Here is a 26973-nt window from a genome sequence, read left to right as displayed (position 1 = left end):
AAAAACTTTCGGAGGTTGGCTGCATAATGAAGAAAATCGTAGTAGCTTTAACGGCTTTAGCGCTGACATTATGGTTGGCGGGCTGTTCAGGCGAAGATCACACCTTGCACGGGTATGAAGAATACCTTCTCATTTCCGAGCGCATCGATGTGTCGGAATACAAAGCACAAGTGGAAACCGATAATGACGGCACACGTGTATTGTTTTTTGAGGACGCAACGGGAGCAAAAGTATACAAAAGCGTTTACGTAAAAGATACACAGCGCCTAGAGTTGATCCACCTCGGTAAACAAGGCGTGATATACGATGGTACTTTAGAATGAAATAAAGCCATAGCCGTGGAAAAAGCCCGAACCCCTTACGGTTCGGGCTTTTAGTAACCCTTGAAAGATACTTTTGGCCTATGTTTATTAATTTTTGTAAGCCCTTTCATAAGGCTAAATCCCCCTTGTCAGCTTGATATACTCTCTAGTTATGTTACACTTGCCACTTACTATCGGCGTGTTGCGATTAAAGAAAATATCCGCAAATTGCAGGAAAAGAGTTTCTTTTTGCGCACGTCGGCTCCGGAACCAGAAATGGTTGATATAAATTAGAGTCTCTTGAATAAATATACACAAATATGCAAGTTGAAGATTCTTAAAAACCGCTTTATAAGTATTTGTAAAATTAATGGTTGACTTAAAATGCATATGAGTGCATAATAATTCTTATTATCAGAAACCGAAAATCAGCCATTGTATAGCGTTTTACGGAGACCGGGTTCTTCCGCTTTTGATCATTAATGGGAGAGCTCATTCATTTATCAAAAATCGGGTGGTGACTGTAACAATGGAAAAGAAAAGAATCGTAGTTAAAATTGGCAGCAGCTCGCTGACGGACAGTCATGGAAAATTGTCCATCACGAAGTTGCGCGAACACGTCGGAGCATTGGCCCGATTGAAAGAAGAAGGACATGACGTCATTTTGATTTCCTCTGGGGCAGTGGCAGCCGGATGCACAAGCATGGGCTATCTATCCCGTCCGGATACAGTAGTGGACAAACAATCGGCCGCAGCGGTGGGGCAAAGCTTGTTGGCTCAAGCCTATGCGACAGAATTCAAAAATCATGATATCGTCTCTGCGCAATTATTGTTGACGAAAGACTTATATATGAAAGCAAACGATACCATTTCAAAATTATTGGAGCGCGGCATCATGCCGGTCCTCAACGAAAACGATTCAGTAGCGGTCGAAGACTTGACCTTCGGCGACAACGACATGTTGTCGGCGCTTGTCAGCGGACTGGTGCATGCCGATCAATTGATCATCTTGACGGACATTAACGGCATCTATGCAGACAATCCAAAAACCAATCCGGATGCGGAGAAGTATACACATTTGACGACCATTCCGGACGAATTGATAGCAGGTGCTTCAGGAGCAGGCTCGGATGTCGGAACAGGCGGCATGAAGACCAAAGTCGAAGCCGCCAAAACGGCGCATAATTTTGGCGTGGACGTTTTTATCGGAACAGGCGAAGGCAGCGAAAAGCTTGTCGATATCATGGACGGCAAAGGCGACGGTACGTATATTGCAAAACCGATGAAAGAATTGGCATAAGCAACAGAAATTCGAAAGGAGAAGATTGGATGACAGAAGTTCTTCAAACGGAAGAAGCTGTAGAAACGGAACTGATTCAAAAAGCGAAAAAGGCGAAAGCGGCGGCGGGGGAACTCGCCAAAGCCGACACCGCCGTTAAGAATAAAGCGTTAGAACTTATATCTGAGCAATTATTGGCTGAAAAACAATTCATTTTGAACGAAAACTTGAAAGACATCGAAGCAGGACGCGCAAACGGCATGAGCGAATCGCTCGTCGACCGCCTCAAGCTCGATGGAGACCGCTTGGCGGATATGGCGGATGCACTCATGCAATTGACGAAACTGAACGACCCGGTCGGGGAAGTGCTCGAACAATGGCAGCAGCCGAACGGGCTCGACATGTCGAAAATACGCGTGCCGCTCGGCGTCGTAGGCATGATTTACGAAGCGCGCCCGAACGTCACAGTGGATGCTTCGAGTCTTTGCTTAAAGACCGGCAACGCGGTCGTTTTGCGCGGCAGTTCAACGGCTATCTACTCGAACACAGCCATTGTAGCGGTCATTCACCGCGCGCTTGAACAAAGCGGGCTGCCGGTCGACTCGATTCAATTGCTCGAAGATACGAGCCGCGAAGCAGCATCAGCGATGTTCAAGCTGAACGACTATTTGGATGTATTGATTCCGCGCGGCGGTGCGAACTTGATCAAGACGGTTGTGTCGAACTCCACGGTCCCGGTCCTTGAGACGGGCGCTGGCAATTGCCATGTTTACATCGATGAGACAGCGGACAAGGATATGGCGATCAGCATCGCACTCAATGCCAAAACCCAGCGCCCTTCTGTCTGCAACTCCTGTGAAACGATTCTCGTCCACAAAAAATGGGCAGACCAGCATCTGCCGGAATTGATTTCAGCACTGCAAGCGAAAGACGTGGCGATCCACGGCGACGAAGCCGCGCAGCAGGCAGGAAACGACATCATCCCGGCGCAAGAAGCAGACTGGGGAACAGAATACTTGGCTTACGAACTCGCGCTGAAAACGGTAGAAAGCGTCGATGAAGTGGTCAAGCACATCAACCAGTACGGAACGAAGCACTCCGAGGCGATCATTTCGGAAGATGCGGAAAGCGTCCAGCAATTCTTCACGGAAGTGGATGCGGCGGCAGTGTACCATAACGCGTCGACCCGTTTCACGGACGGTTTCGAATTCGGCTTTGGCGCCGAAATCGGCATCAGCACGCAAAAGCTCCACGCGCGCGGGCCAATGGGCTTGCCGGCACTAACTTCGACGAAATACATCATCAAAGGCAATGGACAAATAAAATAACAAAAAGGCGGAGACCAAAGTCTCCGCCTTTTTTCTATTTAAATGAGCGAAATCAAAAATCCGTTTTCGTCCGGCGGTGTTTCCACATCAGCAATTGATAGCGCACGGTGCAGCCGATGCAATAGCCCATAAGCGCAACGCCTGCAGCGATAATGACCATAGCCGCGAAGACGGTGGCTAGAAGTGGCATGCCGATGGCGAATAAAGCGAGTGCAAGGCCGAGGCAGACGGTCGCAATCCATTGGTTGAACAATTGCTGATCGCGGTCTTCCTGTACATAGGCGCTTGCCGGCTTTTTCAAAAAACGGCGGCTGTTGGCGATAAGCGGGTTCTTTTTCGTCGCCAATGTGACGACCCCAACCGCAAACGGCAGCAACAGGATGAACGGGTGGATGAGTAATCCGGCGAGTGTGGTGACGACGAGGAATACTTGATTGAGTTGGACGAGCGGTTTTGGAATCGTCATAGGGATACCTCCGAGCTTTTTTGTCTATTATACATAGTTACTTACTCGGAATAAAGAAAAAGGGATTGAAATTAAAAACGCTGTTCACATCAAACGAGAGATGAACAGCGAAGCCAGCCCGAAATAAATGAGTAAGGACAGAATATCGTTAATAGTCGTGATGAGCGGACCCGACGCAACAGCCGGATCCACTTTCAGCTTGTACAAAATCAATGGGATGATGGTGCCGGCGAGTGTCCCGATGATCAGCGTCAATAACAGCGAACTGCCGACAACCAGGCCGAGCACGATATTGCCTTGCCATACATAGGCGATGAGCATGATTAAAATCGCACAAGTGACACCGATGATGATGCCGACCCATAATTCGCGGATAATGAGCTTGATCGTCCCTTTACGGTCGGGCTGCTCGGCAACCAGCCCGCGGACAACAACGGCGAGCGATTGTGTCCCAGTGTTACCGGTCATGCCGGCAATCATCGGCATAAAGAACGCCAAGGCGACGACCGTTTGCAGCGTGTCTTCAAAGCGGCTAATGATGCCGCCGGATATGAGGCCGATAAATAATAAGAGAATAAGCCATGGCAAGCGCCGGTAAGCAGCGATGAGTGGAGGAGTCTTGAAGTCGATCGCTTTACCGGATGCGGAAAGCTTTTCGATGTCTTCGTTCGCTTCTTGCATCACGACATCGATGACATCATCAACAGTGATGATACCGAGCAGCCGATTTTCGGTGTCGACGACCGGCAAGGTGATAAAGTCGTAGCGGCCGATAATATCAGCGGCGATTTCCTGGTCAGTCAAGGCATCGACTTTGACGACGCGCGTGTACATAACTTCTTCAATTTCATCGTCAAGCTCCCCAAGAATCAAATCTTTATATGAAACGACCCCGACTAGCTGTTTATCTTCATCGACAATGTATAAATAGTTCAAGTACTCGGCAATTTCCGCAAACTCACGGATTTTGTCGATTGCCTGACGAATCGTATAATAACGCGGAATCCAGACATAGCGGTTGTTCATGATGCGTCCCGCTGTTTCCGGTGGATAACTCATCGTTTTTTGGATATAGGAAGATTCGTCGCGGTTCATCCGCGACAGCAATTCTTCGATCAAGTTCGGTTCAAGGTCGGACAATAGTGAGACGAGGTCGTCGTTGTCCATCAAATCGAGTACTTTCGTCGACTGGTCAATCGGCATTCGCTCGAGCAGCCGGACTTGGTCACTCCGATGAAGTTCCTGCATAAGCTCAGTCAATTGCCGGATGTTCAAGTGGAGCAAGAAACGTTCCCGGTGTTTTTCCGGCAAGCGTTGATATTGCACGGCGATATCATATGGCTGCAGTTCATCCAAAATCATTTGGAAATCGTTTGTGCGCCCTTCTTTTAAAGAGCGGATCAACGCTAAAGTAATTTCATTTTCCGTCATCTTCTTACGGACAACTCCTTTCGGGAAGACCAGAATGTAGCTAGTCTCGTTTGTTCTTTCCCCAAAGGGAGGCAACAGTATCATTATGCCCGAAAATACGGAAAATATGCAATCAGATCAACGCTCCGGCGCATAATTGGCGATTAAAACACCTTGATCGGTCGCAAAACTATTTAACAGCTTGAACGCTTTCGGCGCGGTGCCGTCACGGAATAGTTTTTTACCTTCGCCGAGCAGCAGCGGAAAGGTCATCAAATGCAATTCATCGATCAAGTCGTGGGCGATCAGTGTGTCGATAAGCTCGGCACTGCCGTAGACGAGTAGTCGCTGGCCGGTCTTTTTCAGCCGTATGATTTCCTCGACGAAATCGTGGTTGATGAGTCGCGCATTCCATTCGGTTCGTTTCAAGGTACTCGATACAACGTATTTCGGCATTTCGTTCATGCGATCGGCAAAGCCGCGGCTGTCTTCAGCGGTTGGCCAAGTAGCAGCGAACCCTTCATAAGTGACGCGACCGAGCAGCAGCGCATCGTTTCCGTAAATTTGGTCCAATTGAAACTGGGCGAGTTCGCCGTCCCAGTAAGCGGCGGTCCATGACGGTTCTTCCATGATGCCGTCGAGTGTTACGTACATAGAAACAGTCAGTTTTCCCACGTCCATCTTCTCCTTTCCATGTCTTGGCCGGGAGCAAATACGATATCGATACTCTTCGGTGCATAACGCGGGTATTCCTGCTTGAGACTATTCCGAATTCCGAAAAATCGGTGTAATCTGAAAATTTATATAGCCATTAAAACAGTATAGTGGCAAAATAAATACATGCATTTATTCTATCTTTACAAAGGGGCTTGAACATATGGAAGAGAAGAAGAAACGTCCAAAGCAACAGGAGATTGAAGTGCCTTTTGGGCTCGCGTTGCTGCCGTTGATCTTCATGGTAACGGCGATGGCCATCACCATTATCATTTTCGAAGGAAGCCCGCATATTCCTTTGCTTCTCGGCACGACTGTAGCGGTCATCATCGCCTGGCGATTGGGGTATCGCTGGCACATGATCGAAGAGGGGGCGTATAAAGGAATCCGGCTCGCATTGCCGGCTTTGGTCATCATTATCATGGTCGGGATGATCATCGCTTCATGGATCGGCGGCGGGATCGTCGCGACGATGATTTATTATGGATTGAAAATCATTACACCATCTCTATTCCTTGTGACGATCTGTTTGATCTGCGCACTCGTTGCCGGATCGATCGGCAGTTCCTGGTCTACGATGGGTACTGTCGGCATCGCCGGCATGGGCATTGGGGCAAGCATGGGCATTCCGGCAGCGATGGTTGCAGGAGCAGTCATCTCTGGTTCTTATTTTGGAGACAAAATGTCGCCATTGTCTGACACGACGAACCTGGCAGCAGGGGTCACGAACACCAACTTATTCGTTCACATCCGTCACATGGTGTATACGACCATCCCGGGGCTGATCATCGCATTGATCGCATATTTCTTCCTGGGGCGACAGTTTGGCGGGAATGCCATCGACAGCGGCAATATAAACTCCATCTTGTCATCGCTTGAAGAAAACTTTGTCATTTCGCCGCTATTGCTGCTCGTGCCGCTGGCGGTCATCGTTTTGGTCATGAGAAAGGTGCCAGCGCTTCCTGCGCTCGGCATCGGCATCGTTCTCGGCTGGCTGTGCCATATCTTTGTGCAAGGCGGTTCGGTCGCAGAGGCGGTCAATGCCCTTCATGACGGCTATGTGATTACATCTGGAAATGAAGTTGTCGACTCCTTGTTCAACAGGGGCGGCATCGATTCGATGATGTTCGTTATTTCTTTGACCATTTTCGCCATGACTTTCGGCGGCGTGTTGGAACATACGGGCATGCTTAAGTCGGTTGTCACAAAGATTTTGATGCTGGCGAAAACTGCGGGCAGTTTGATTGCCGCGACAGTGGCATCGGCATTTTTGACGAATGTCACCGCTTCTGAGCAATACATTTCGATTCTCCTGCCTGGGCGCATGTATGCACGTGCGTATCAAGACCAAGGGTTGCATTCGAAAAACTTGTCGCGCGCCTTGGAAGACGGGGGCACGATCACTTCGCCATTTGTTCCATGGAATACGTGCGGTGTGTTCATCCTCGCGACGCTCGCGGTCCATCCGTTTGCTTATGCACCTTATGCGGTTTTGAACTATTCAGTGCCGATCATCGCGATCATCATGGCATTCCTCGGCTGGAAAGTCGAATTCATGACCGATGAGGAAATGCAGAAGATCAAAGAACGAGAAGCGCGTATGGAAGAGGACGCACGGCAAGCTGAGCCGGTCTGACAGCAAAAATAAAATGGCTAGCACACCTGATAAAAGGAAGTGCTAGCCATTTTGTTATTTTTTCAGCAATAAATAGACGAAATAAGGCGCGCCGATCAGTGCGGCCATGACACCTGCAGGAATGCCGGATGGTTCAAGAATGTTGCGGCCGATTGTGTCAGCAGCGAGGAGCAGCCAGCCGCCAAGCAGGATCGCCACAGGCAAGAACAATTGATGGCGAGGCCCGACGAGCGCTTTGGCGAGGTGAGGAGCCATCAAGCCGATAAATGCGATGCTGCCGGTGACCGATACGGCAGCCGCAGCCAAAGCGACAGCCGCCATGAGCAGCACAGCACGCTCTTTGCCGATGTTGAGCCCGAGCCCGACTGCTGCTGGGTCTCCGAGTCCAAGAATATTCAAGCGATTGGCTTTGTACAAGACAAATGGCACCAGAATGACGAGCCATGGCAACAAGGCCAAAATAAACGGCCAGTCCGTACCCCAAATCGACCCAGCCAGCCAGCGTGCGATGAAATCGACTTTTTCGCGGTCAGCAGATGAAATGAGCACGATCATGACGCCGGACAAGGCCATCGAAAAGCCGATTCCGACCAGCACGAGACGTACCGGCTGGAGCCCTGTGCGTGGATCGCGTGAAAAAAAGTAAATCAACACGGCGGTGATAAAGGCGCCGATAAAAGCTACGAACGGCAGCATGAAGGTGAAAGATCCCGGGTCTACCGGCATAAACAAAAAGAATACTGCAATGGCGACGCCGGCACCTGAATTGATGCCGATGATGCCGGGGTCGGCCAGGTCATTTCGGGTGATGCTTTGCAATACCGCACCGGACAAGGCGAGCGCCATGCCGGCAAGGAAGGTGATCACCAGCCTTGGCAAGCGGATGGAATAAAGCACGAACTCTTCTTTAAAGTCGCCTTGGCCAAACAGCACCGGCAAAATGCGGTTAAAGCCAAGTGTCGAATAGCCGAGACCCATGCTTAGTACGGCAGTCGCAGCGATAATGGCAATCAGCACCACCACAGTAATGCGTTGTTTGCGGATAATATGTTGTTGGATCATGAGAACGCGCCTCCTCCTTTACGGACAATGAGCAGGAAGAACGGCAAGCCGAGCATGGCGACGACTGCTGCAACCGGTGTTTCAAATGGTGCGTTGACCGTGCGGCCGAACAAATCGGCGAGCAGCATGAAAATAGCGCCTATGACAGCAGACATTGGAATAATAAAGCGGTAATCGCTGCCGACAATCACGCGGACGATATGCGGAATCATCAAACCGATAAATGCCAAGTTGCCAGCAAGTGCGACTGCGGCGCCAGCAAGCAAGGTGACGACCACAAATAGCATCGCCTTGATCTGGCCAGTTTTTTGACCGAGCCCGATTGCCGCTTCCTCGCTCAAGCTGAGCACCGCGAGCTGGCGGGATAATAATAATGCGGCAAGCAGTGCAAGACCGATGAACGGCACGATAATCTGGAGCTGCCCCCAAGAAGTGCCGATCAATCCGCCGGCTGTCCACATCGAGACATCTTTCGAGATTTTAAACAATAAGCCGATCGCTTCTGCAATGGCCGTCAAGAAAGCGGACACAGCAGCGCCGGCAAGGACGATGCGAAACGGCGAAAAGCCGCCGCGCCGGGATGCCCCGATGCCGAACACCAGACCGGCACCGAGCGCGGCACCGATAAAGCAAGCAATCATAATGCCGAAATAATTGACACCCGGGATGAATGCCAAAGTTGCAGCGAGCGCTGCGTTGGCACCCGCCGTCAACCCGAGAAGGCCAGGGTCGGCAAGCGGATTGCGGGTCATGCCTTGCATGATCGCCCCTGAAACGGCGAGTGCCGCCCCGACAAAAATTGCGGCGACTTCGCGCGGCAGGCGGATTTCACGGATGACCGAAATTTGCTGCCCGGTGCTATCCGAGAACAAAGCAAGCCACAGGTTTTTCAGGCTGACATCCGCTGCGCCGAACACCATCGACACAACAAAAGCCAGCACAAGTGCCAGCAAGCTGATTCCAAATATGTAGGTAAAGCGGAAATTATAACGCATGCATCATCATCTTTTCTATAGAAAGAATAAAGGGATTCCGCTGAGCAGAGCAGAATCCCTTTTGGTATTATTGGCCAAGGAATTTTTCTTGGAAGAACTCTAACTGGTAATCGAGTGAAATTGGGTCATTAAAATAGAGTTTTTTTGCATCTTCTTCAAATACCTGGTCGTTTTGGACAGCTGGTGTATTTTTGTACAGGTCCGTCTCTTGGAAAGAGTTGTCCTGCTCAGAATCTTTACTGAAGATAACATAATCGCCCATGTATTCAGGCAGCACTTCTTGGGACAATGCGTAGAATCCGTCATTTAGTGCCATTTCTTCAACTTTTTCAGGCATTTTCAAGCCCATTTCCTGATAAAGGATTTCGGTGCCGCGGCCCCAGTTGTCGCCGAATACATACAATTGCTTATCGAAGTTCTCGATGACCGATACAGTTGCGTCTTCACCGATTTCGGCTTTGACTTCTTCTCCAGCAGCTTGTGCGCGCTCTTTGAAGTCATCCACCCAAGTTTGTGCTTCTTGTTCTTTATTAAGCAATTTGCCAATTTCCACATGTTGCGTCAAATAATCCACTTGACCGTATGTGAATGTAACGGTTGGAGCGATTTGTTCCAATTTATCGATGTTTTGAATCGTCGAGTATCCGATGATCAAATCCGGATCCAATTCGATGATTTTCTCGAGATTTTCTTCAGATACTTCTTCAACGCCTTCTAAGTGATCCTGATAGTTCGGGTTGTCGATCGCCCAAGCATCGATGCCGACGAGCGGGACATCAAGGGCCATGACATTGCCGCCGTAAGCAAGCGCGACAACGCGCTGCGGGTCAGCCGGCACTTCCACTGTGCCGTTCTCAGATTCATATTCGATCGTGCCTTCAGCAGTTTCGTTTCCTTCAGCGCCGCCGGTTTCTTCCGTTGTTTCCTCTGTGGAACCGCAAGCGGCAAGCGCTAGCATAATAAGCAGTGCGATGGATAGAATGAGTAATTTTTTCATGATCAGGTCAAGCTCCTTTAATTAAATTGTAAGTGAGACAAATGGGTTTTTGCGTGCGCGGGTCCAGGCCGATTTCCGCATCGATGCGGAACACTTCCCGGAGCACCTCGGGAACGATGACTTGTTCCGGCGATCCTGCTTTAATGATTTGGCCGTCCTTCATCGCCACAATATGGTCGGCGAAGCGGGCGGCATGGTTCAAGTCGTGCAGTACCATCACGATGGTGCGTTCTTCGTCTGCATTCAATTGCTGAAGTAGTTCCAAAATTTCCAGCTGATGCGCCATATCGAGATAGGTGGTCGGCTCATCGAGGAAAATCATTTCTGTTTCCTGTGCCAGCGCCATCGCAATCCAGACGCGCTGGCGCTGTCCGCCGGATAAGGCATCGACAGGGTGGTATTTAAAAAACTGAGTACCGGTCACGTTAAGTGCCCAATCAATCATTTCGTAATCCCGCGCACTTAGCTTGCCGAATCCTTTTTGGTAGGGGAAGCGACCGTAAGATACGATTTCGCCTACGGTCAATCCGGCAGCGTTTTCCGGTGACTGGGGCAGAATCGCCATTTTCTTGGCCAATTGCTTGGTCTTTTCTTCGGCGATTTGCTGGCCATCGAGAATGACTGTTCCGGATTCGTGCGGAATGACGCGCGTCATCGCTTTCAGAAATGTCGATTTGCCGCAGCCGTTCGGGCCGATGATGGCGGTGATCTTTTTATCAGGAATCGACAGGGACAAGCCTTTGACGATTTTCCTGTCGCCGTAGCTGACTTCCAGGTTTTCGGTGAAAAGGCGTCCCATCGACAGCCCTCCTTTTCAATAACTTGTATTTTTACAGGCAAAAAATAAAAAAGAGATATATATTGATAATGATTCTCAATTTCATTACAATGAATACTATAAAGCTATTGAGAATCGTTGTCAATCGGAATTTACTATAGAACGGGGATGGAAAGAATGGCTAATCACGACATTTATGACGTAACCATCATTGGGGGAGGTCCCGCCGGCTTATATTCCGCTTTTTATAGCGGACTGCGGGGCATGAAGACGAAAATCATCGAGTTCCAGCCGCGTCTTGGCGGTAAGCTGCACGTCTATCCCGAAAAGATGATTTGGGACGTCGGTGGGCAAACGCCGATCCGCTGCGAGCAGCTCATTACCCAACTGGTCGAACAAGGCCTGACCTTCGAGCCGACCGTCTGTCTCGATGAGAAAGTCGAAAGCATGGCGAAAAACAAAGACGGATTGTTTGTCCTTGCCGGTGCGTCGGGTGAAATCCATTATTCCAAATCTGTTATTGTCGCTGTTGGTGGCGGCATCTTGAAGCCTCAAAAACTTCAAATCGAAGGAGCCGAACGCTTTGAAGTGGCCAACCTCAACTATACCGTCAAAACGCTCGAACGCTTCCGCGGCAGCACGGTGCTCATTTCAGGTGGCGGCAATTCGGCGGTCGATTGGGCGAATGAACTCGAGCCGATCGCGGAAAAAGTCTACGTCGTCCACCGCAAATCCGAAATGACCGGCCACGAAGCGCAAGTGCGCCAATTGCTTGAAGGCCGCGCCGAATGCTTGCTCGATTCGGGCATCACACGGCTCGTCGCATCGGATGTGGGCGACCGTGTGGAATTGGTGGAAGTCATGAACCAACAGACCGGCGAACGGCGGTTATTGGCGGTCGACCAACTTGTCATCAACCATGGCTACGAGCGCGATGCGAGTTTGCTTGAAAACAGCCCGCTCGACTTGGCGATTTCAGAAGGCTTCTATATTAAAGGAACGCCTTCAAGTGAAACGACCGTTCCCGGTGTCTTTGCCGCAGGGGATATCCTTCAGCATGAAGGCAAGCTCAATTTAATCGCCGGCACATTTACCGATGCGGCCAATGCGGTCAATAAAGCAAAGCAATTTATCGAACCCGATGCTGCACGCAGTGCGATGGTGTCGTCCCATAATGATGTTTTCAACTCGCGCAACCAAGCGCTAAAACAAAAAGCGGTGCATTGACCGGTTAGTTTATGGCTGAAGCTCCACGGGTAGAGTAGAGCAGAACAGCATAACAAATCGGAGGAGGAATCATGATGGAACTAAAAGATTACGGTGCGGAGTCCTTTGTCGTCAATATTGAGGAAGCGACTAAACAAAACGATACATTCCGGACAGCGCTTTGGACCGGAAAAAACTTGCAAGTCACATTGATGAGCATCGCACCAGGCGATGACATCGGTCTGGAGGTCCACGAACATGGCGATCAGTTTTTGCGCGTTGAAGACGGGCAAGGCCTCGTACAAATGGGTGACAGCGAAGACAATTTAAGCTTCGAAGAAAAAGCGGAAGACGATTACGCCATCCTCATCCCCGCAGGCAAATGGCATAACGTGACGAATACAGGCGACGAGCCGCTGAAAATCTATTCCATCTATGCACCACCTGAACATCCACATAGCACTGTGCACGAAACAAAAGCTGAAGCGGATGCGGCAGAAGAAGAGGAATAACATATAAAACAAAGACCGGACGACACCTTGTCGTCCGGTCTTTTTCTTTTCTATAGCTCAATTTTAATGGACAGAAGCAGAGCGCTGGGCACGCTCTTTTCTTCCGTGAAGCAAATAATAAGGCACGATCAACACCAAGACGACAATCCCGAGCAAGCCATAAAGCGAACTATAGCCGATAAACGGAATGATAAAGCCGAGTACATACGGCCCGACACCGAGACCTCCGTCCATCGCGACAAAAAATGTTGATGTTGCGAGACCCATGCGGTGGGGAGGCGTCAATTTAATGGCGACCGCCTGTGTCGTAGATTGCATATTGCCGAACCCGAGCCCGATCAATGCACCCGCGAACAATAAGCTCCAGCTCGAATCGGCATTGCTCAACAGCAGCAAGCCGGCAGCGAGCGACACCAAAGCCGGGTACATGATGTAATTGGCTCCATACAGATCCATGATGCGCCCGGTAAAAGGGCGTGTCAGCAGGATGACAATGGCATAGACCAAGAAGAAGAAGCTCGCCGCTTCGACCAATCCTTTATCGTTGGCATAGAAATTGATGAAAGACAGCACGCTCGAATAGCTGAGCGCCACCATAAACATGACGATGGCAATCGGCACGGCGTTCGCCTCCAAATAATTGGACAGGCGGAAGCCGCTTTTCTGGTCGCTGGCGGGTGGTTTTTCCACCGGCGGCACTTGGACAAAACGGCTGAGAACGAGCGCGGCGAGCGCAATGGCCGTACAAACGGCGAAAATCATGTTATAGCTCGTCCACTGGCTCATCATCAAGCCGATAAAGGGGCCGAACGCTGCGCCGAGCGTGGAACTCATACTGAAATAGCCGATGCCTTCACCCTTACGCGTATGCGGGATGATTTGTGCGGCGATCGTTCCGGCGGCCGTGCTGGCAATGCCGAGTGTGGCGCCGTGCAAAAAGCGGTTGAGCATCAAGAATGGCAAACCGAGCGGCAGGAAATACAGCGCAGTCATCCCGACGAACAGCGCAGAACCGAGCATGAGCGCCCGTTTGCGGCCGATCATATCCAGTGTGCGGCCGATGACCAGGCGCCCGGTCAAAGCACCCAGTATGAAAATCCCCGTCACCAGTCCGGCTTCACTTGTCGAAGCCCCGTATTCATCTACAGCGTACACGGCCATCGTCACGATTAATAAATAAAAGACCAGCAGCAACAGGAAATGGACAATCGAGACGCCGACAAAGTCGCGTGTCCACAATTTAGGTTTATTGGTACTCAAATGTAAGACTCCTTTAAAAGCATGAAAATAGCTCTATATGTAATATATCTTCCTATTAAACCTAGCAGAAGCCGGGCGCATCGTCCAATATATGGGATGGGGTAAGGCTGCGCGGTGCACGGGCTAAATGGTGGGAGGGAGTACCCGAACAGCTAGAATCGGATGCTTTCAAGTTTTAAGGTTTGTTGTGTTAGCCATTTAGCGAATCGCCGCCTCGCTTAGGGTTGAGCTTCCGCAGTAAGCCAGGAAAAGCGCCTGTCTCACTGCTGCGCTTCAACCGTGAGCGCGAGGTGGCTTTTATATTTCATTGAATTGTATATATGAACTAGCATTTTCTTTAATTTAGGTCCACCGCCTTTGTATAGGCCGCTTAGCTGGTGTACTGACTGGTGGAAACTAATAATGCATCTTTGACCGGATAGAATGAGGGAACATCGAAACAGCGCAGCATCGGAGCTAAATCTCCCATGCTGCGCTGTTTAATTTATCCGGTTTTCTTGGTCATCCAGAAGCGACATCTCCGTAAAAGGTCATCTGGTTCTTGCCGTTTTCTTTCGACACGTATAGTGCTGCATCTGCATAAGACAGCAGCGTATACAAATTCTCCGCGTCATCCGGATAAACCGAAATCCCGATGCTGCAGCCGAGCTGGACGCGGCCGGCATCGACCTTAATCGGCAAACTTAATTGTTCAATCAGCCGGCTCGCCAACTGGCGTGTCGAAGTGTCCTCAAGAGTCGAACAGGGGAACAAGAGAACAAATTCATCGCCGCCGATTCTGGAAATAAACGCACCGTGCGGCAGTTCTGACATGAGCCGATCCGCCACTTTCTGCAACACATGGTCGCCAGCTAAATGCCCTAACGTATCGTTAGCCTTCTTGAAGCCGTCCAAATCCAAATAGAAAAACGCTAATTTCTCTTGTTTTTCCTGCGTTTTTTTCATCATGCGATCAGCGGCATCTTCCAATGCGATGCGGTTCGGCAAGCCGGTCAAAGGATCGCGTTGCGCCAAATCCTGCATGCGCACCAAATCGGATTCCGTCATGACGAGTGTTGCCACAAGGGTTTCCAGCGAATTCGACAAGTCCTCAATTTCGCGGACACCGGTATTTTTCGGCAAGCTCAGTTGTTGTCCTTTCCGGAAAGCTTTCGCCTTTAAAGAAATATCGTTCAATGGCCGTGAAATGCGCCCTGCGACCAACCAGCCGCAAATGGCAAAAAGAAGCGCGCTCGCCAATCCGCTCAGTATAATCAAGCGCCCCAAATCTCGCGCTGCGGCAAAGGCGACTGCTTCAGGCTGGCGCACAAGTATAGTCCATTCCAAGCCAGGATAATCCCAATTGGTCTCGCTGCCTGTATAACCGGTCAAATACATTTTGCCATCCGGCCATTCTTCCAACACCCATCCTGCAGATGATTCTCTTGACAGTGAATAAGATTCAATGGACAGCTTGTTGCCGAGATATTCTTCAGGTCCTAAGATGACGCGGTGGTCGCGTGAGCTCAAGACGAAGACTTCCAGTTCGTTTTCACTGCCGTTTAAAGGATGCAGCACGAAATTCATGACTTCTTCTGCCCATACCCAGCTCAAGTGAGCCGCCACGACGCCGCCGAATGACCCATCCGGATAAACGATGGGGACACTAATATCGACAAATTCAAGGTCGCGTCCACCGGGGTTCGGAAGCAGTTCAGCCAGCAACAAGGCTTCGTGGACATCACCGATAAAGTCGGACTTTCGTGCCTCGGTATAAACCGGGCGCTGCGACAAATCCAATCCCTCCAGCAATGCATCGGTAGAAGCGATGACGCTGCCCGCTGAATCGGTGATGCCGATCCAGGAAAAGGCCGGTACTTGCTGTTGGAGCAATTCGATCGTGGCGCGTTTTTCTTCCGCTGTTGTGGCCAGTCCAAGCTCTTCGATTTCCCCGAAGGTTTTGATTTCACTATAACGGCTCCACATGTATTGGTCTAAGCGGTCTTTCATCTGGAACGCGGTATTCGATAGCGCAGTGCCGCGTTCTTCTTTTAGTCTGCTGGTGCTCACTTCGGACACCAACACGCTGAGAACGGCCGCAAACAATAAGATGAAGACAGCGAATATAAGACCCCAATAATTCCTAAGTGATAATGATTTCATATAGTTTCCTTCCAAAGCAGGCATTTTTAACGATTACGATAATTATATCAAAAGTCCTGCATAAAAGGTGAAAGAAGGAAAAAAGAAACAGGCAGTTTTCACTGCCTGTTTCTTGTTATTTTGCTGCTTCGATGACCGAAGCGACTTTTGTGATGACCAGTTCGCTACCGAGCATCGGCGATTCTTTTTTCTCTTCGCCTTCTGCTGGTTCTGGGCGTTTATGCGCTTGTTTGAAGACGTCGCTTGTTTTCCAAGCTTCGTAATTCTCTAAGTTTTCCCAGTACATATTGACGTTCAATTCATCGTATTCTTCGAGGTTTTGCGTGACGGTCACTTCCACTTTATGGAAGCCTTCCATTTCCTGCAATGCGCCTGGACGTGTGAAGTTCGGTGCCATCTTTTCGGCAAAGCCCGGTTTCATTTTGATACGGTTCGTTACGATATACATATGGGCATGTCTCCTTTTTCTGTAGGATACGAGATACTTCCACTGTATCATAAGCAACTGTTCTTTGTCCGTCTAGAGCCGGATCAAGCTTTTGCTGTGCCTCGGCGCTTTTCGCTTTGGTCGATCAGTTTCGACCCGGCCAAATCGCCAGTGACGTTGAGCATCGTTGCGCCCATGCCGACCAATGCATCAATCGCCGTAAGCAGCGCGACCGCTTCCATCGGCAAGCCAAGCTGGACGAAGACGGTGGCGATCATGACAATACCTGCGCCTGGGATACCGGCAGTGCCGACAGTGGCCAATGTGCCGACCAGGACGACGAGAAACATTTCGGACAAGCTGAGCGGGTCGCCGATGATATTAGCGGCGAAAACGGCAGAGACGGCGATGCGGATTGCCGCCCCGTCCATATTGATCGTCGCACCGAGCGGCAGGCTGAAGCCGTACAAGCTTTTCGAAACGCCAAGACCGCGAGCTGCATCAAGCGTCAGTGGCAAAGTGCCGGAGCTGCTTTGCGTAACGAACGCTGTCAGCATCGGCGTACGTGCGTGTTTGAAGAAGGTCAATGGATTCACTTTAAACAACAGCAACGCCGCTGTGTAAATGGCAATTTGAACGGCGATGGCGATATACAACACAGCGACCATGCCGCCGAGCGAAACGAGCGTATCCATCCCTTGCGATCCGACTGTTTGTGCCATGATGGCGAAGATGCCGATCGGCACGTATTGCAGGATGGCTTTCAAGACGAACAATGTCGCTTCATTCAAAGCGTTGATTGTCTTCATCAAATGGTTGCCGAGTTCGCTGAATTCCGCAGAGCTTCTCATATACGAGATGGCAATGCCGAACGCGAACGCAGTGAAGATAATGCCGAGCAAATTCATCTCACTGAACGCAGCGATGATGTTCGACGGCACAATATTCAGCAGCACACTGGTGAAGCCTGGATTTTCCGGCACATCGAATGTTTCCGAGCCGTCGAGCTGCATGCCCGAGCCCGGCTGAAAAATGCTGGCGACCGATAAGCCGACAATAATGGCGAATGCTGAACTTAATGTATAGAACAAAAAGACTTTCCCGCCCATGCGTCCGAGGTCGCCGATTCGCGACTGGTTAATGCCGACAATCAGTGTGAAGAAAATCAACGGCACAATCAGGAAGGTCAACAGCCGCAGCAAAAGATCGCCGAGTGGGTCGAGCACGGCCGTTTGTTCGCCAAAAATGAGGCCGGCAGCGACGCCAAGAATGAGTGCGACAGTGATTTTTAAAATAAGGGATATATTTACATAAGATTTCCAAAGAGCTTTCATAAGTGCCTCCTCATATATTTTTAAAAAACTTATAAACTTAGTCGGATTTGACCTTATTACGATAGCGTACGGCTTTCGTTTTGTCAAAGAACGGAACTCGTCGCCGATACTCCATAGAAAAGAGCATAAAGAGAAAATTTGTTATCAGAAAAATTAAAAAATATTCTATAATTTCCCAAAATCTCGTGATACTATAATTGTATGTACAGATGAATGGGAATCGGTGAAGCAAATCAGTCGGCCAGGGGTGAAAAAATGGATGGAATGAACAGAATGGATGGAATGACCGGAATGACCGGCTATTATTCTGCTCCGACCAATTGGGTATGGGCATTGATCGGATTTTTAGTCGTCACCGGCATTTCGATCGCCCTGGTGAATTGGTTGCTGAGGAAAATTTTGAAGGTGGAGCGCAAGAAGTTATTTGCGCCTTCTTCAAATTACGTCAACGGACGCCATGAAAAAGTGGACGGCTATTTCCGTTGGGGAGGAGCAGGTATCGCGCTCTTTGCGTATTTTGCTTCTATTGAACATGGGCCGACAATTCCTTTAGTCGTCATCATGGCAATCGGCGCAATCCAGGAATTATACACCGCTTATATGGAAAAAAGGCATTCCGATAATCCGAATGATTATAAATACACCTTATTGCAGCTGCTGACTGGAGGGGTTATTGTCATCACGTGCTTATTTGCGTTTTTCCCGGATTTCGTGGAGTTAATGTTGTAAGACCAATCAAATCAACTGATTGTACAATGGAATGTAAAAGGGGGAGAGCGAATGGTTCATCAAGGAAAAGTGCAGCGCTTGCTGCTGGTCTTCATGGTATTGGCGATCAATTTGCCCCCGGTTCTTCTCGGCTCATTTCCAACAGGATTTGCGCTATATTTTCAGCTATTCGTCACCGCCTTGATTGTGCTCGCTTTGTTTATCAAAGCGAACGCCAGGGTGCGCCGGGACAATATCGTCTACCGTCTTGAATGGTTGAAGTTGCCTTTGTTCTATAAAACGGTGTACGCGGATCAAGTCCGGCGCATTGATTTCAAGCGTAGCAATTGGACATCGAAAGCAGCGGTTGTCCATGTGAAAAAAGGAATCGACTTGCGTTTCACGCTATTTCCGGACGGATTGTTTAACGACTTGGAACAGTTTGCCGAACGCAATAAGCTAGAGCTCCATAAATCCAAAGATTATAAAACGGCAGAAAAACTCGGCAGCAATCGGCTTCGCTAAAGGCGATTGCTGGAAAAATGTTTCACGTGAAACGGCCGGAAGGAGCAGTGACGATGAAATTGGAAAGCGAGCGCTTGCTGTTGCGCCGGTACCGGGATGAGGATTTTGAATTTCTTTTCTCACTCGTCAAAAAGCCGCAAGTCATGCGCCATATTGGAGAGGGCACGACAAAAAATCGCCAGCTTGCGCTGGAATTTCTCTATTGGATTTATCGATCATACCGAGAACATCCACGCAATGGCTTGATGCTGCTCATCCGAAAAGAAGACGGCAAGCGCATCGGCCATGCTGGACTTGTCGAGCAGACCGTAGACGGAACTAAAGAGCTTGAAGTCGGCTATTGGCTCGCTCCGGAATTTTGGGGCATGGGCTATGCACGTGAAGCGGCTGCTGTATTGTGCCGGGAAGGGTTCAAAGAACATGGCCGCAACCGGCTGATTTCGCTCATCCAACCTGGAAATACTGCTTCCCGCAAAGTGGCGCAAGCAATCGGCATGAATTGTGAGAAAGAACTCATGCGGGGCGGGCAGCCCGTGCTGGTATATGTGCTAACAAAGGAGAGGTGGCATGGAGTTTCCGATACTTGAAACACAAAGATTGATGCTGACGGAAATAACGGAGCGCGATGCAGATCGCTATTATGCGCTGCTGAAGCGCGAGGACGTGACTTATTATTACGGCATGGACAAGTTGCTGGAAAAAGAAGAAGCAATCGAGATGATCCGGGCTTTTCGAGTGGTGTTCGAGGTGATGCGCGGCATGCGCTGGGGCATCCGGCTGCGCGGAAACGAGGAACTAATCGGCACAATCGGGCTGAATCAGCTGTTTCTGCACTCCAAGAAAACCGAAGTCGGCTATGAGCTGCATCCCGATTATTGGCGCCAAGGGTTCATGGAAGAGGCGCTTGGGGCAGTGCTTGCTTATGCGTTCGAAGGGCTCGGCTTATACCGCGTCGGTGCCACGACATATCCGGAGAATACCGGTTCGAACCGGCTGCTGACGAAGATGGGGTTCACGCAAGAAGGTAGGCTCCGCGGGTATTTGTATCAACGCGGCGAGTCGCACGACGCACTCATCTTTTCGCTGCTAGCACCGGAATGGCAACAGCAGCAAGTCGGTAATTAGAAAGGAAGCGGCATGATGCTAGGAAAACAAGGGTTTAATGAATGGGCAGCGGAATATGACGAAACCGTCCGGAATAGTGACCGGGACGGCAGCTATCCCTTTGCCGGATACGGAGACGTATTGACCGAGGTTTTCAATACGGTAAATGACAAGCAGCAAGCAGCAGTGCTCGACATCGGCTTTGGCACCGGCGCATTGTCGGCTGCATTATACGACAAAGGGCACCGCATAGCAGGCATCGATTTTTCTTCCGAAATGATCGAACGTGCAGGCAAGAAAATGCCCGAAGCAGAACTTGTGGAATGGGATATGGAGGACGGATTGCCGCCTGATTTTGACGGGCGCTTGTTCGATTGCATCATCAGTACATATGCGCTCCATCATTTATACGACGCTGAAAAATGGGGATTCCTCCAGCGTTTGCTAAAACAGCTGGCACCGGGCGGCATGCTCGTCATCGGAGATATCGCTTTTCGAACGCAGCAGGATCGTGATGCTTGCCGGAGTGCATATGCCAATGTCTGGGACGGCGACGAGGAATACACCGTATTCGAAGAGCTCGAAGCAGCGCTGACCGGAATAGCGGATTGCGAATTCACGGCGCATTCCCATTGCGGAGCGGTCATCAAACTGCGTCCTGCATGTCCATTTTGCCACCCGGCATCCGATGCACAACAGCGCGTCGTCTTCGAAAACGATAGTTGCCTTTTTTTGCAGCACGACACAGCGCAAGGCGCACTTGAAGGCTCGGGTGTCATTGTGCCGAAACAACACCGAACAAGCCCGCTCGAGCTGACGATGGAAGAATGGCAAGACACCCAGCGACTGCTCGTACAGGCAAAGCAAATGCTTGATAAAACGGCATCGCCGGATGGCTACACACTCGGCTGGAACGTCGGAGAAGCCTCGAACCAATCGGTCGGCCATAGCCATCTTCACGTCATTCCGCGTTTTAATGACGAACCATATGCCGGAAAAGGCCTGCGACACTGGCTAAAGCAACCCGAAAACAAGCGCCCGAAAACAGGCGGTTCGCTGTGACCTTTGCAACACGCGAAATGGGCGAGGCGGACGCGCGGGCGATTATGCATTGGCGTTATCCGCCGCCATATGATCTGTATAACGGCGAAGACTCAGACGACAGCCTAAAAGAAATGGTGGACGGCAGTTACCATGTCGTAACGCTGCAAGGGGAGCTGTTCGGATTTTACTGTGCCGGTAAATCAGCGCAAGTGCCTGCAGGTGAAAAATTCGGGCTATATCCTGCGGGACCGGTCGATATCGGGCTCGGCATGAAGCCGGACAACACGGGAACGGGCAGAGGGGCGGCCTTTTTGTCCTATATTCTTCGCGACATCGCTTGCCATCATCCTGGCAAGCCGTTGCGGCTGACGGTCGCAACGTTTAACGCACGGGCGATCGCTTTATATACGCAGGCGGGCTTTATCGCGAACGGGGAATTCGCAACCGATTCGGCGTCATTTCAAGTGATGGAAAAACCAAGCGCAGGCGCTTAACGCTAATGGGCGCTTCTGCTATAGTAACACTAGGGCGGTATCCAATCGGAGCTGCACCTGTACACGCTTCATCAACCGAATAGATCTGCCTTGATCTGAAATACGACAGGGACGGAGAAACCGACAAATTCAACTTCTGCCCGTCCTCACATGAGCGGCGGGCTTTTTTAAAAGGTTTCCTTCCCGGAAGGAGAAAATGATGGAAAATACAGCTTCATTAATGAAGATGAAGAAACAGGGAAACAAAATTGCGATGCTGACGGCTTACGATTACCCGTCGGCAAGCATTGCACAAGCCGCGGGAGTCGACGTTTTGCTTGTCGGTGATTCACTCGGTATGGTCGTGCTGGGTTATGATTCGACTGTCAAAGTGACCGTTGACGATATGATACACCACGGCAAAGCGGCACGGCGCGGGGCACAGGACACATTCCTCGTCGTCGACATGCCGTTCGGGTCGTTCCACGGAAGCTTCGACCGGACACTCGGCCATGCTGTCCGGATCTTCCAGGAAACGGGCGCACAGGCTGTAAAACTAGAAGGCGCAGGAGACGTGATCGAAGTAACACGCAAGCTCACCCAGACCGGCATCCCTGTCGTCGCCCATCTCGGCTTGCTGCCGCAAAGTGCATCTGTTCTTGGAGGCTATAAAGTGCAAGGTAAAACCGCAAACGCTGCCAAGCAATTGATTGAAGACGCCAAAGCATGCGAAGCGGCAGGGGCCTGCATGCTCGTCCTCGAATGCATCCCGCACCAACTGGCCGCACAAGTGACAAAAGAACTCAGCATCCCAGTCATTGGCATCGGTGCAGGCAGCGAAACCGACGGTCAAGTACTCGTCTACCACGACACTGTGAAATACGGCTCCCACCACGTACCGAAATTCGTCCGCTCCTACGCAGAAGCAGGCGACGCGATGAAACAAGGGCTCGAGCAATACGTTCAGGAAGTGAAAGCGGGTGCGTTCCCGGCAGAACAGCATCGCTTCACGATGAAAGAAGAAGAGCTCGAGCAGCTATACGGCGGATCAAAATAAAAAAAGGACTGTCCTTAACGGCCATGATTATTGGCCTCGGGGACAGTCCTTTTTTATAGTGTTGGAAGTGCGGCCTAATCAGGGTTGCTGAAAACCGAACCGGCCGACAAATAGCAACAGCGCATAAAGCGCAAATAGAATGCCGTGGCCGCTCGTAAGAAGCATGCGGTATGTGCCTTGAATCCCGAACCAGGCAAGCGCAAATCCGGCAGCTGCCAAAACAATCGGCGTATAAAAGCCAAGCGCCATGACTGCCCCGAACAAAGCATCCCCGAACCGGCTCGAGGCAAAAGCGAGTGGAATCAATAAGGCGAGAAATAAGATAAAAGATGAGATAGACAATAGCTGTTGTTTCATTCGACAGCTCCTGCAATAGACAAAGCGCTAAAGATAAACGGAGACACAAGCAGGAGCATAGAGGCGGAAACCAGCAGAATCGTCGTGATGCGTGGAAGTTTATCCTGTGCTTTTAGTTTGTGCCAGCCCGAGAATTGCAGTGTATTGCGGTACCACACAAAAATCAGCAAAAGAACGGCAATGCCGCCGAGCCATGCATAAGGTTCAGTTCCCGAATCACTCGAATAAAAGCTTGTCAAAATCATCCCGCCGCCAGACCCAAACACGATAAAAATAGCTGCAACGCGGAGTAGCTCCAAAAATGTGCTCATCTTTTCATCCCTTTCGTAGTGAAAATGGCACTATGAATTATCTATCTGTTCTGTTCAGTTTACCATATAAAAGGGAATGGTTAGCCGCTTGCTATGGAATCTCGACATAAAAAAACAGCATCCACAGTCTTGGATAGGACTGTGGATGCTGTTTTTGGTAGATGGCATTATTGATTAGCCGCCAATGTATGGTGCTGGGTCAACTGCGTTTGAGCGAGCACCGTTCCAGCTGCCGATATGGATTTCAAAATGCAAATGCGGGCCGGTTGAACGCCCAGTGTTGCCAAGGCCGCCGATGTTCTGTCCTTGTGAAACAGATTGTCCTACAGAAACATTGATCGAATTCAAATGTGCGTAAACTGTTGAATAGTTTTGGCCGTTGATGACATGCGTTAAGATGATGACATTACCGTAGCCGCCCATTGAACCAGCGTGGGATACATAACCGCTAGCCGATGCGAGGATCGGTGTGCCTGGAGTGTTGGCGATGTCGTAGCCAAGATGTGATTCATGTCCTGCACCGATGTCACGGCCGCCAAAGCCGGAAGTGTGCCTGCCTGTTGCCGGGCGGATAAAGCCTGAGCTTGACTGCGGTGCTGCTGCTTGTGTTACAGATGTGGCAGAAGCGCTAGCGCTAGACGCTTTCGAAGCTGCTGCTTCCGAAGCTGCTGCTTTTTGGGCTGCTGCTTTGCGTGCAGCCGCTTCTTCGCGTTTGCGCTTTTCTTCTGCTTTACGTGCAAGTTCAGCAAGGCGTGCTTGTTCTTTGCCAATTTTCTTTTCCAATGAAGAACTGATGTTCATCGCTTTGGCGTGCTGTTCTTCAAGAGTTGATTTTTCTTTTGCTAGCCGTTTCTGTTCTGCTTTCAAATCATCCTGCAAATCATTTTGCTCTTCTTTCTGAGCATCTAATGAATTTTTCAAGTCTACGAGTTCAGCTTTTTGGTCTTCTTGTTTAGCCAGTTTCTCTTCAACTTCAGCTTTTTGTTCAGCCAAAAGTTCTTTGTCGGCCGCTTGCTCACGCATGATATCGCGGTCCGCTTCGATTAAGGTGTTAACTGCTGTCGCACGGTCGATCAAATCGACAAAGCTGTTGGCGCCTAGCAGTACATCGATGTAATCCACAGAACCGCCGCTCAGTTGAATCGCGCGTGCCCGCTCTTTCAATAGTTCTTCGCGTTCTTTAATTTTTCGTTCCAGTTTTTTAATCGATTCTTTTAATTCATCGATTTCTACTTTCGTTTGGTCGATCTGCGCTTGAACCACATCGATTTTTCCTTGAGTTTCATCGATTTCCCCGTTCAGTTCCTGAATCTTGTTCATGATCTTTTCGAGTTCTGATTGGTTCTCGATGATTGCGTTATTTTTTGATTGTATTTCGGAGTTTAAATTATTCTTGTCTTGTTCGACCTGCTGTTTTTCTTTTTCGAGGTCGGACAATTTATCAGCACTTGCTGTCGGCAAGAAGATGGATAACGCCAGAACAGCAGATAATGCCGCCACAAGCCATTTGGACCATGTATTCAATGTGATGTGCTCCTTTCGAAATTCCCTAACTATTATTATTGTAAATTTAGATAAATGTTATTTTTTACAGTTATAAAGACACAGCAAAAGCCATGAAAAAAGCCGTTAAAAAACCAGCAGACCCATTGTACCACCTCATAAACCTGTTTATTATTACAGTTTCTTATCAAATCCGTTCCTTGTTTGTCATATGCGACATATTAGTTGAGAAAATGTATTGTTTTATAAGAAGAAAGTAATGTTTTTCCAGAATAATTCATTTATTCATTAATTCAGTTAGTTCCAGAGGCTCGTATAAGTTTTTATTTCGCATTACGAAGGAAGCGTTTTCATAAAAATAGCAGGAAGAGCATGCAGAAAAAAGGAAGTAACAGCGTGGAAACAATTAAAAGGAGTGGTGGATGGATGAAAACATTGAAAAAAGGGGCATTAACATTATCACTGGCAGGGGCATTGGTCTTCAGCGCCGTGCCGATGAACTCGACTGTCGTAGAAGCGGTTGGCAACGGGCCAGGCTACGGGGGCAACGAAACCATCAATACTTCCATTTTGACGACCTATTCGGAAATGGCGGATTACCTGCAAAAACAAGAAGCAAAGCAGCAGAATATGGAACTGGAAGTAATCGGGGAGAGCGTCAAGGGGCGCGATTTGTTTTTAGTGAAATACATGACCAACCCGGAGAACCCGACAATCCTATTCTTGACGCAGCAGCACGGTAACGAGCAGTTGACGACAGAAGGAGCGCTTGAGTTCATCAAGCATCTGGGCACCGGCAAGATGAAAGGCGTAACCGATAATGTCAACATCCTGGTTGTGCCGATGCTCAACCCGGATGGCGCAATGGGAGACGTCGACTTTTCACTGGATGATTACATAGCATCCGGCGACCGCAACTTGACGCGCCTCAACGCAGTCGGTGTGGATTTGAATCGCGACCATGTGACGAAAATCCAGCCTGAAACGCAAGCATTGCACACAAACGTCATGAGCAAATACGATATCGACTATATGATCGACCTGCATCATCAAGGCGCCAATAGCGAGCGTGATGGCGAATTGGTTTCGGGATCGATTCTGTACCCGACAAGCCCAAATGTGGATCCGGATGTACTCGAAGGATCCAAGAAGCTTGGATCGGTCGTTTTTGACGCAATCGATTCCAAAGGCTGGGGCCATCTCGGCAAGTATAACGGCGGCGATGCAGAAACAATCAGCCGCAACGGCATCGCAGTCGAATACGGAATCTCGACGCTGCTATTTGAAATGCGCGGTATGTCTGACCATTACTACGATTCATATGTCCTTGGACAGAAAAGCAATGGTTATTTGATCAAGCAGACCGTCACTACATTGGAATCAACGGTGCGTGCCATTGCAGACGGCTCGATCGAAGATGCCGACACTTCATTCTGGGACACGCTGGCATTCCAGCAAACCCGTCCATCTGAATAAAGACGAAGAAAAGCCTTTCCCGCTTTAGTCGGGAAAGGCTTTTCTTATGGTAGTTGTTGTTTATTCGTCTGCGTCGATATCTTCTTGGTTTCGACGGACGACGAGCACGTCGCATTTAGCGGTACGCACTATGCGCTCGGATACGCTCCCCATGATCAAACGCTCAGCTGCATTCAAACCGGTCGCGCCACAAACGATAACGTCGATTTCCAATTGATTTGCCAGTTTCTTCGGAATGACGGTTTTCGGCGATCCGTATTCGATCATCGGATGGACCTTTTTCACGCCATGGGAAGTAGCTTCGTCCTTGTAGCGGGCAAGCAGCTCTTCACCGTTTTTAAGTGCACGTTCTGCAATGGTCCGGTCGTAGGCTTCGATCGAACCGAACGAGCGGTTGTCGATTACATGCACGAGGTAGAGGTCAGCGTCGTTGCGAGAAGCTGCAGCAGAGGCTTTCTTGAATGCCCACTCCGCTTCCTTGGAACCATCCACTGCCACCATAATACGGGAATATTTCAATGTCATTGTCCATTCCTCCTTCTATACTCCTACCATTTCGATGCAATA

At 49.7% G+C, this 26973-nt stretch carries 28 protein-coding genes and 1 pseudogene; 14 read left to right on the top strand and 15 right to left on the bottom strand.

The genetic code is table 11. The features are described 5' to 3' along the window. Positions 1-26 precede the first annotated feature (26 nt). The 3 genes from ACFO5U_RS12255 to ACFO5U_RS12245 all read left to right on the top strand — a co-directional run bounded on the left by ACFO5U_RS12255 (position 27) and on the right by ACFO5U_RS12245 (position 2909). A complete protein-coding gene (locus ACFO5U_RS12255; protein WP_377279350.1) occupies positions 27-323 on the top strand; it encodes a hypothetical protein in 297 nt (98 codons plus the stop codon). 508 nt (positions 324-831) lie between these two features. Beyond that, positions 832-1602 (top strand): glutamate 5-kinase, encoded by a 771-nt coding sequence (gene proB / locus ACFO5U_RS12250; protein ID WP_377279349.1) that lies wholly within the window; start codon positions 832-834, stop codon positions 1600-1602. A gap of 29 nt (positions 1603-1631) precedes the next feature. Beyond that, on the top strand, positions 1632-2909 hold the full coding sequence (locus ACFO5U_RS12245) for a glutamate-5-semialdehyde dehydrogenase (protein WP_377279348.1): 1278 nt from the start codon (positions 1632-1634) through the stop codon (positions 2907-2909). Positions 2910-2961: 52 nt separating this feature from the next. On the opposite strand, the gene ACFO5U_RS12240 is transcribed toward ACFO5U_RS12245, so the two are convergent. The 3 genes from ACFO5U_RS12240 to ACFO5U_RS12230 all read right to left on the bottom strand — a co-directional run bounded on the left by ACFO5U_RS12240 (position 2962) and on the right by ACFO5U_RS12230 (position 5460). Continuing rightward, complete coding sequence (locus ACFO5U_RS12240; RefSeq protein ID WP_377279347.1) at positions 2962-3375, bottom strand: DUF4395 domain-containing protein; 414 nt, start codon at positions 3373-3375, stop codon at positions 2962-2964. Positions 3376-3459: 84 nt separating this feature from the next. Then, positions 3460-4806: a magnesium transporter gene (gene mgtE / locus ACFO5U_RS12235; RefSeq protein ID WP_377279346.1), complete on the bottom strand. Its 1347-nt coding sequence runs from the start codon at positions 4804-4806 to the stop codon at positions 3460-3462. A gap of 117 nt (positions 4807-4923) precedes the next feature. Next, the gene (locus ACFO5U_RS12230; protein WP_377279345.1) at positions 4924-5460 is read right to left on the bottom strand and encodes a dihydrofolate reductase family protein; all 537 of its coding nucleotides are present in this window, start codon (positions 5458-5460) and stop codon (positions 4924-4926) included. Positions 5461-5662: 202 nt separating this feature from the next. Between ACFO5U_RS12230 and nhaC the strand changes: the two genes are divergently transcribed. Further along, the gene (gene nhaC, locus ACFO5U_RS12225) at positions 5663-7135 is read left to right on the top strand and encodes a Na+/H+ antiporter NhaC (protein ID WP_377279344.1); all 1473 of its coding nucleotides are present in this window, start codon (positions 5663-5665) and stop codon (positions 7133-7135) included. 54 nt (positions 7136-7189) lie between these two features. Here nhaC and ACFO5U_RS12220 read toward each other — a convergent pair whose 3' ends face one another. The 4 genes from ACFO5U_RS12220 to ACFO5U_RS12205 form a co-directional block, all read right to left on the bottom strand. Further along, a complete protein-coding gene (locus ACFO5U_RS12220; protein WP_377279343.1) occupies positions 7190-8197 on the bottom strand; it encodes a FecCD family ABC transporter permease in 1008 nt (335 codons plus the stop codon). Continuing rightward, a complete protein-coding gene (locus ACFO5U_RS12215) occupies positions 8194-9192 on the bottom strand; it encodes a FecCD family ABC transporter permease (RefSeq protein ID WP_377279342.1) in 999 nt (332 codons plus the stop codon). Before ACFO5U_RS12215 ends, ACFO5U_RS12220 begins: the two co-directional genes overlap by 4 nt. 67 nt (positions 9193-9259) lie before the next feature. Next, positions 9260-10189, bottom strand: coding sequence for an iron-hydroxamate ABC transporter substrate-binding protein (locus ACFO5U_RS12210; RefSeq protein WP_377279341.1), 930 nt, complete (start codon positions 10187-10189; stop codon positions 9260-9262). A 7-nt stretch (positions 10190-10196) separates the two neighbouring features. Continuing rightward, a complete protein-coding gene (locus ACFO5U_RS12205) occupies positions 10197-10988 on the bottom strand; it encodes an ABC transporter ATP-binding protein (RefSeq protein ID WP_377279340.1) in 792 nt (263 codons plus the stop codon). A 156-nt stretch (positions 10989-11144) separates the two neighbouring features. Between ACFO5U_RS12205 and ACFO5U_RS12200 the strand changes: the two genes are divergently transcribed. Beyond that, entirely contained in the window at positions 11145-12194 is a 1050-nt protein-coding gene (locus ACFO5U_RS12200) for an NAD(P)/FAD-dependent oxidoreductase (RefSeq protein WP_377279339.1), read from the top strand. Positions 12195-12268: 74 nt separating this feature from the next. Continuing rightward, positions 12269-12685 (top strand): annotated as a pseudogene (locus ACFO5U_RS12195) (cupin domain-containing protein); the annotation flags it as partial. Positions 12686-12748: 63 nt separating this feature from the next. Here ACFO5U_RS12195 and ACFO5U_RS12190 read toward each other — a convergent pair. From ACFO5U_RS12190 to ACFO5U_RS12175, 4 genes are all read right to left on the bottom strand, one after another. Then, complete coding sequence (locus ACFO5U_RS12190; protein WP_377279338.1) at positions 12749-13945, bottom strand: MFS transporter; 1197 nt, start codon at positions 13943-13945, stop codon at positions 12749-12751. Between the two features lie 501 nt (positions 13946-14446). After that, on the bottom strand, positions 14447-16087 hold the full coding sequence (locus ACFO5U_RS12185) for a diguanylate cyclase domain-containing protein (RefSeq protein ID WP_377279337.1): 1641 nt from the start codon (positions 16085-16087) through the stop codon (positions 14447-14449). A gap of 115 nt (positions 16088-16202) precedes the next feature. Beyond that, the gene (locus ACFO5U_RS12180; RefSeq protein WP_377279336.1) at positions 16203-16535 is read right to left on the bottom strand and encodes a heme oxygenase; all 333 of its coding nucleotides are present in this window, start codon (positions 16533-16535) and stop codon (positions 16203-16205) included. Positions 16536-16618: 83 nt separating this feature from the next. Further along, positions 16619-17848, bottom strand: a complete 1230-nt coding sequence (locus ACFO5U_RS12175; protein WP_377279335.1) for a dicarboxylate/amino acid:cation symporter — start codon at positions 17846-17848, stop codon at positions 16619-16621. 255 nt (positions 17849-18103) lie between these two features. On the opposite strand from ACFO5U_RS12175, the gene ACFO5U_RS12170 reads away from it, so the two are divergent. The 7 genes from ACFO5U_RS12170 to panB all read left to right on the top strand — a co-directional run bounded on the left by ACFO5U_RS12170 (position 18104) and on the right by panB (position 22759). Further along, positions 18104-18577, top strand: a complete 474-nt coding sequence (locus tag ACFO5U_RS12170; protein ID WP_377279334.1) for a DUF4181 domain-containing protein — start codon at positions 18104-18106, stop codon at positions 18575-18577. Positions 18578-18628: 51 nt separating this feature from the next. After that, positions 18629-19081 carry a hypothetical protein gene (locus ACFO5U_RS12165; protein ID WP_377279333.1) on the top strand — a complete coding sequence of 151 codons (453 nt, stop codon included), beginning with the start codon at positions 18629-18631 and terminating at the stop codon, positions 19079-19081. Positions 19082-19134: 53 nt separating this feature from the next. After that, positions 19135-19668 carry a GNAT family N-acetyltransferase gene (locus ACFO5U_RS12160; RefSeq protein ID WP_377279332.1) on the top strand — a complete coding sequence of 178 codons (534 nt, stop codon included), beginning with the start codon at positions 19135-19137 and terminating at the stop codon, positions 19666-19668. Then, complete coding sequence (locus ACFO5U_RS12155) at positions 19649-20206, top strand: GNAT family N-acetyltransferase (protein ID WP_377279331.1); 558 nt, start codon at positions 19649-19651, stop codon at positions 20204-20206. The genes ACFO5U_RS12160 and ACFO5U_RS12155 overlap by 20 nt, the downstream gene beginning before the upstream one ends. Before the next feature lie 15 nt (positions 20207-20221). Next, complete coding sequence (locus ACFO5U_RS12150) at positions 20222-21247, top strand: methyltransferase domain-containing protein (RefSeq protein WP_377279330.1); 1026 nt, start codon at positions 20222-20224, stop codon at positions 21245-21247. Next, the gene (locus ACFO5U_RS12145; RefSeq protein WP_377279329.1) at positions 21244-21723 is read left to right on the top strand and encodes a GNAT family N-acetyltransferase; all 480 of its coding nucleotides are present in this window, start codon (positions 21244-21246) and stop codon (positions 21721-21723) included. Before ACFO5U_RS12150 ends, ACFO5U_RS12145 begins: the two co-directional genes overlap by 4 nt. 199 nt (positions 21724-21922) lie before the next feature. After that, positions 21923-22759 carry a 3-methyl-2-oxobutanoate hydroxymethyltransferase gene (gene panB, locus ACFO5U_RS12140; RefSeq protein ID WP_377279328.1) on the top strand — a complete coding sequence of 279 codons (837 nt, stop codon included), beginning with the start codon at positions 21923-21925 and terminating at the stop codon, positions 22757-22759. 78 nt (positions 22760-22837) lie between these two features. Here panB and ACFO5U_RS12135 read toward each other — a convergent pair whose 3' ends face one another. The 3 genes from ACFO5U_RS12135 to ACFO5U_RS12125 form a co-directional block, all read right to left on the bottom strand. After that, entirely contained in the window at positions 22838-23116 is a 279-nt protein-coding gene (locus ACFO5U_RS12135; RefSeq protein ID WP_377279327.1) for a hypothetical protein, read from the bottom strand. Beyond that, on the bottom strand, positions 23113-23427 hold the full coding sequence (locus ACFO5U_RS12130) for a hypothetical protein (protein WP_377279326.1): 315 nt from the start codon (positions 23425-23427) through the stop codon (positions 23113-23115). Before ACFO5U_RS12130 ends, ACFO5U_RS12135 begins: the two co-directional genes overlap by 4 nt. Before the next feature lie 174 nt (positions 23428-23601). Continuing rightward, complete coding sequence (locus ACFO5U_RS12125) at positions 23602-24951, bottom strand: murein hydrolase activator EnvC family protein (protein WP_377279325.1); 1350 nt, start codon at positions 24949-24951, stop codon at positions 23602-23604. A 405-nt stretch (positions 24952-25356) separates the two neighbouring features. Here ACFO5U_RS12125 and ACFO5U_RS12120 point away from each other — a divergent pair, with 405 nt between their 5' ends. Continuing rightward, positions 25357-26406 carry a M14 family zinc carboxypeptidase gene (locus tag ACFO5U_RS12120; RefSeq protein WP_377279324.1) on the top strand — a complete coding sequence of 350 codons (1050 nt, stop codon included), beginning with the start codon at positions 25357-25359 and terminating at the stop codon, positions 26404-26406. Positions 26407-26466: 60 nt separating this feature from the next. Here ACFO5U_RS12120 and ACFO5U_RS12115 read toward each other — a convergent pair whose 3' ends face one another. Next, a complete protein-coding gene (locus ACFO5U_RS12115; protein ID WP_377279323.1) occupies positions 26467-26931 on the bottom strand; it encodes a universal stress protein in 465 nt (154 codons plus the stop codon). Positions 26932-26973: the final 42 nt, after the last annotated feature.

It is taken from the genome of Planococcus dechangensis, from assembly GCF_042654465.1.
In the GTDB taxonomy this organism is placed as follows: Bacteria; Bacillota; Bacilli; order Bacillales_A; family Planococcaceae; genus Planococcus; species Planococcus dechangensis.
This window is presented reverse-complemented; position numbering and strand designations above follow the sequence as displayed.

Coding starts and splice junctions, on each gene's coding strand:
- ACFO5U_RS12210 (WP_377279341.1), bottom strand. CDS start 10,189: ATGAAAAAATTACTCATTCTATCCATCGCACTGCTTATTATGCTAGCG.
- ACFO5U_RS12115 (WP_377279323.1), bottom strand. CDS start 26,931: ATGACATTGAAATATTCCCGTATTATGGTGGCAGTGGATGGTTCCAAG.
- nhaC (WP_377279344.1), top strand. CDS start 5,663: ATGGAAGAGAAGAAGAAACGTCCAAAGCAACAGGAGATTGAAGTGCCT.
- ACFO5U_RS12160 (WP_377279332.1), top strand. CDS start 19,135: ATGAAATTGGAAAGCGAGCGCTTGCTGTTGCGCCGGTACCGGGATGAG.
- proB (WP_377279349.1), top strand. CDS start 832: ATGGAAAAGAAAAGAATCGTAGTTAAAATTGGCAGCAGCTCGCTGACG.
- ACFO5U_RS12155 (WP_377279331.1), top strand. CDS start 19,649: ATGGAGTTTCCGATACTTGAAACACAAAGATTGATGCTGACGGAAATA.
- ACFO5U_RS12220 (WP_377279343.1), bottom strand. CDS start 8,197: ATGATCCAACAACATATTATCCGCAAACAACGCATTACTGTGGTGGTG.
- ACFO5U_RS12255 (WP_377279350.1), top strand. CDS start 27: ATGAAGAAAATCGTAGTAGCTTTAACGGCTTTAGCGCTGACATTATGG.
- panB (WP_377279328.1), top strand. CDS start 21,923: ATGGAAAATACAGCTTCATTAATGAAGATGAAGAAACAGGGAAACAAA.
- ACFO5U_RS12205 (WP_377279340.1), bottom strand. CDS start 10,988: ATGGGACGCCTTTTCACCGAAAACCTGGAAGTCAGCTACGGCGACAGG.
- ACFO5U_RS12200 (WP_377279339.1), top strand. CDS start 11,145: ATGGCTAATCACGACATTTATGACGTAACCATCATTGGGGGAGGTCCC.
- ACFO5U_RS12185 (WP_377279337.1), bottom strand. CDS start 16,087: ATGAAATCATTATCACTTAGGAATTATTGGGGTCTTATATTCGCTGTC.
- ACFO5U_RS12150 (WP_377279330.1), top strand. CDS start 20,222: ATGCTAGGAAAACAAGGGTTTAATGAATGGGCAGCGGAATATGACGAA.
- ACFO5U_RS12135 (WP_377279327.1), bottom strand. CDS start 23,116: ATGAAACAACAGCTATTGTCTATCTCATCTTTTATCTTATTTCTCGCC.
- ACFO5U_RS12245 (WP_377279348.1), top strand. CDS start 1,632: ATGACAGAAGTTCTTCAAACGGAAGAAGCTGTAGAAACGGAACTGATT.
- mgtE (WP_377279346.1), bottom strand. CDS start 4,806: ATGACGGAAAATGAAATTACTTTAGCGTTGATCCGCTCTTTAAAAGAA.
- ACFO5U_RS12215 (WP_377279342.1), bottom strand. CDS start 9,192: ATGCGTTATAATTTCCGCTTTACCTACATATTTGGAATCAGCTTGCTG.
- ACFO5U_RS12180 (WP_377279336.1), bottom strand. CDS start 16,535: ATGTATATCGTAACGAACCGTATCAAAATGAAACCGGGCTTTGCCGAA.
- ACFO5U_RS12130 (WP_377279326.1), bottom strand. CDS start 23,427: ATGAGCACATTTTTGGAGCTACTCCGCGTTGCAGCTATTTTTATCGTG.
- ACFO5U_RS12240 (WP_377279347.1), bottom strand. CDS start 3,375: ATGACGATTCCAAAACCGCTCGTCCAACTCAATCAAGTATTCCTCGTC.
- ACFO5U_RS12175 (WP_377279335.1), bottom strand. CDS start 17,848: ATGAAAGCTCTTTGGAAATCTTATGTAAATATATCCCTTATTTTAAAA.
- ACFO5U_RS12170 (WP_377279334.1), top strand. CDS start 18,104: ATGGATGGAATGAACAGAATGGATGGAATGACCGGAATGACCGGCTAT.
- ACFO5U_RS12165 (WP_377279333.1), top strand. CDS start 18,629: ATGGTTCATCAAGGAAAAGTGCAGCGCTTGCTGCTGGTCTTCATGGTA.
- ACFO5U_RS12120 (WP_377279324.1), top strand. CDS start 25,357: ATGAAAACATTGAAAAAAGGGGCATTAACATTATCACTGGCAGGGGCA.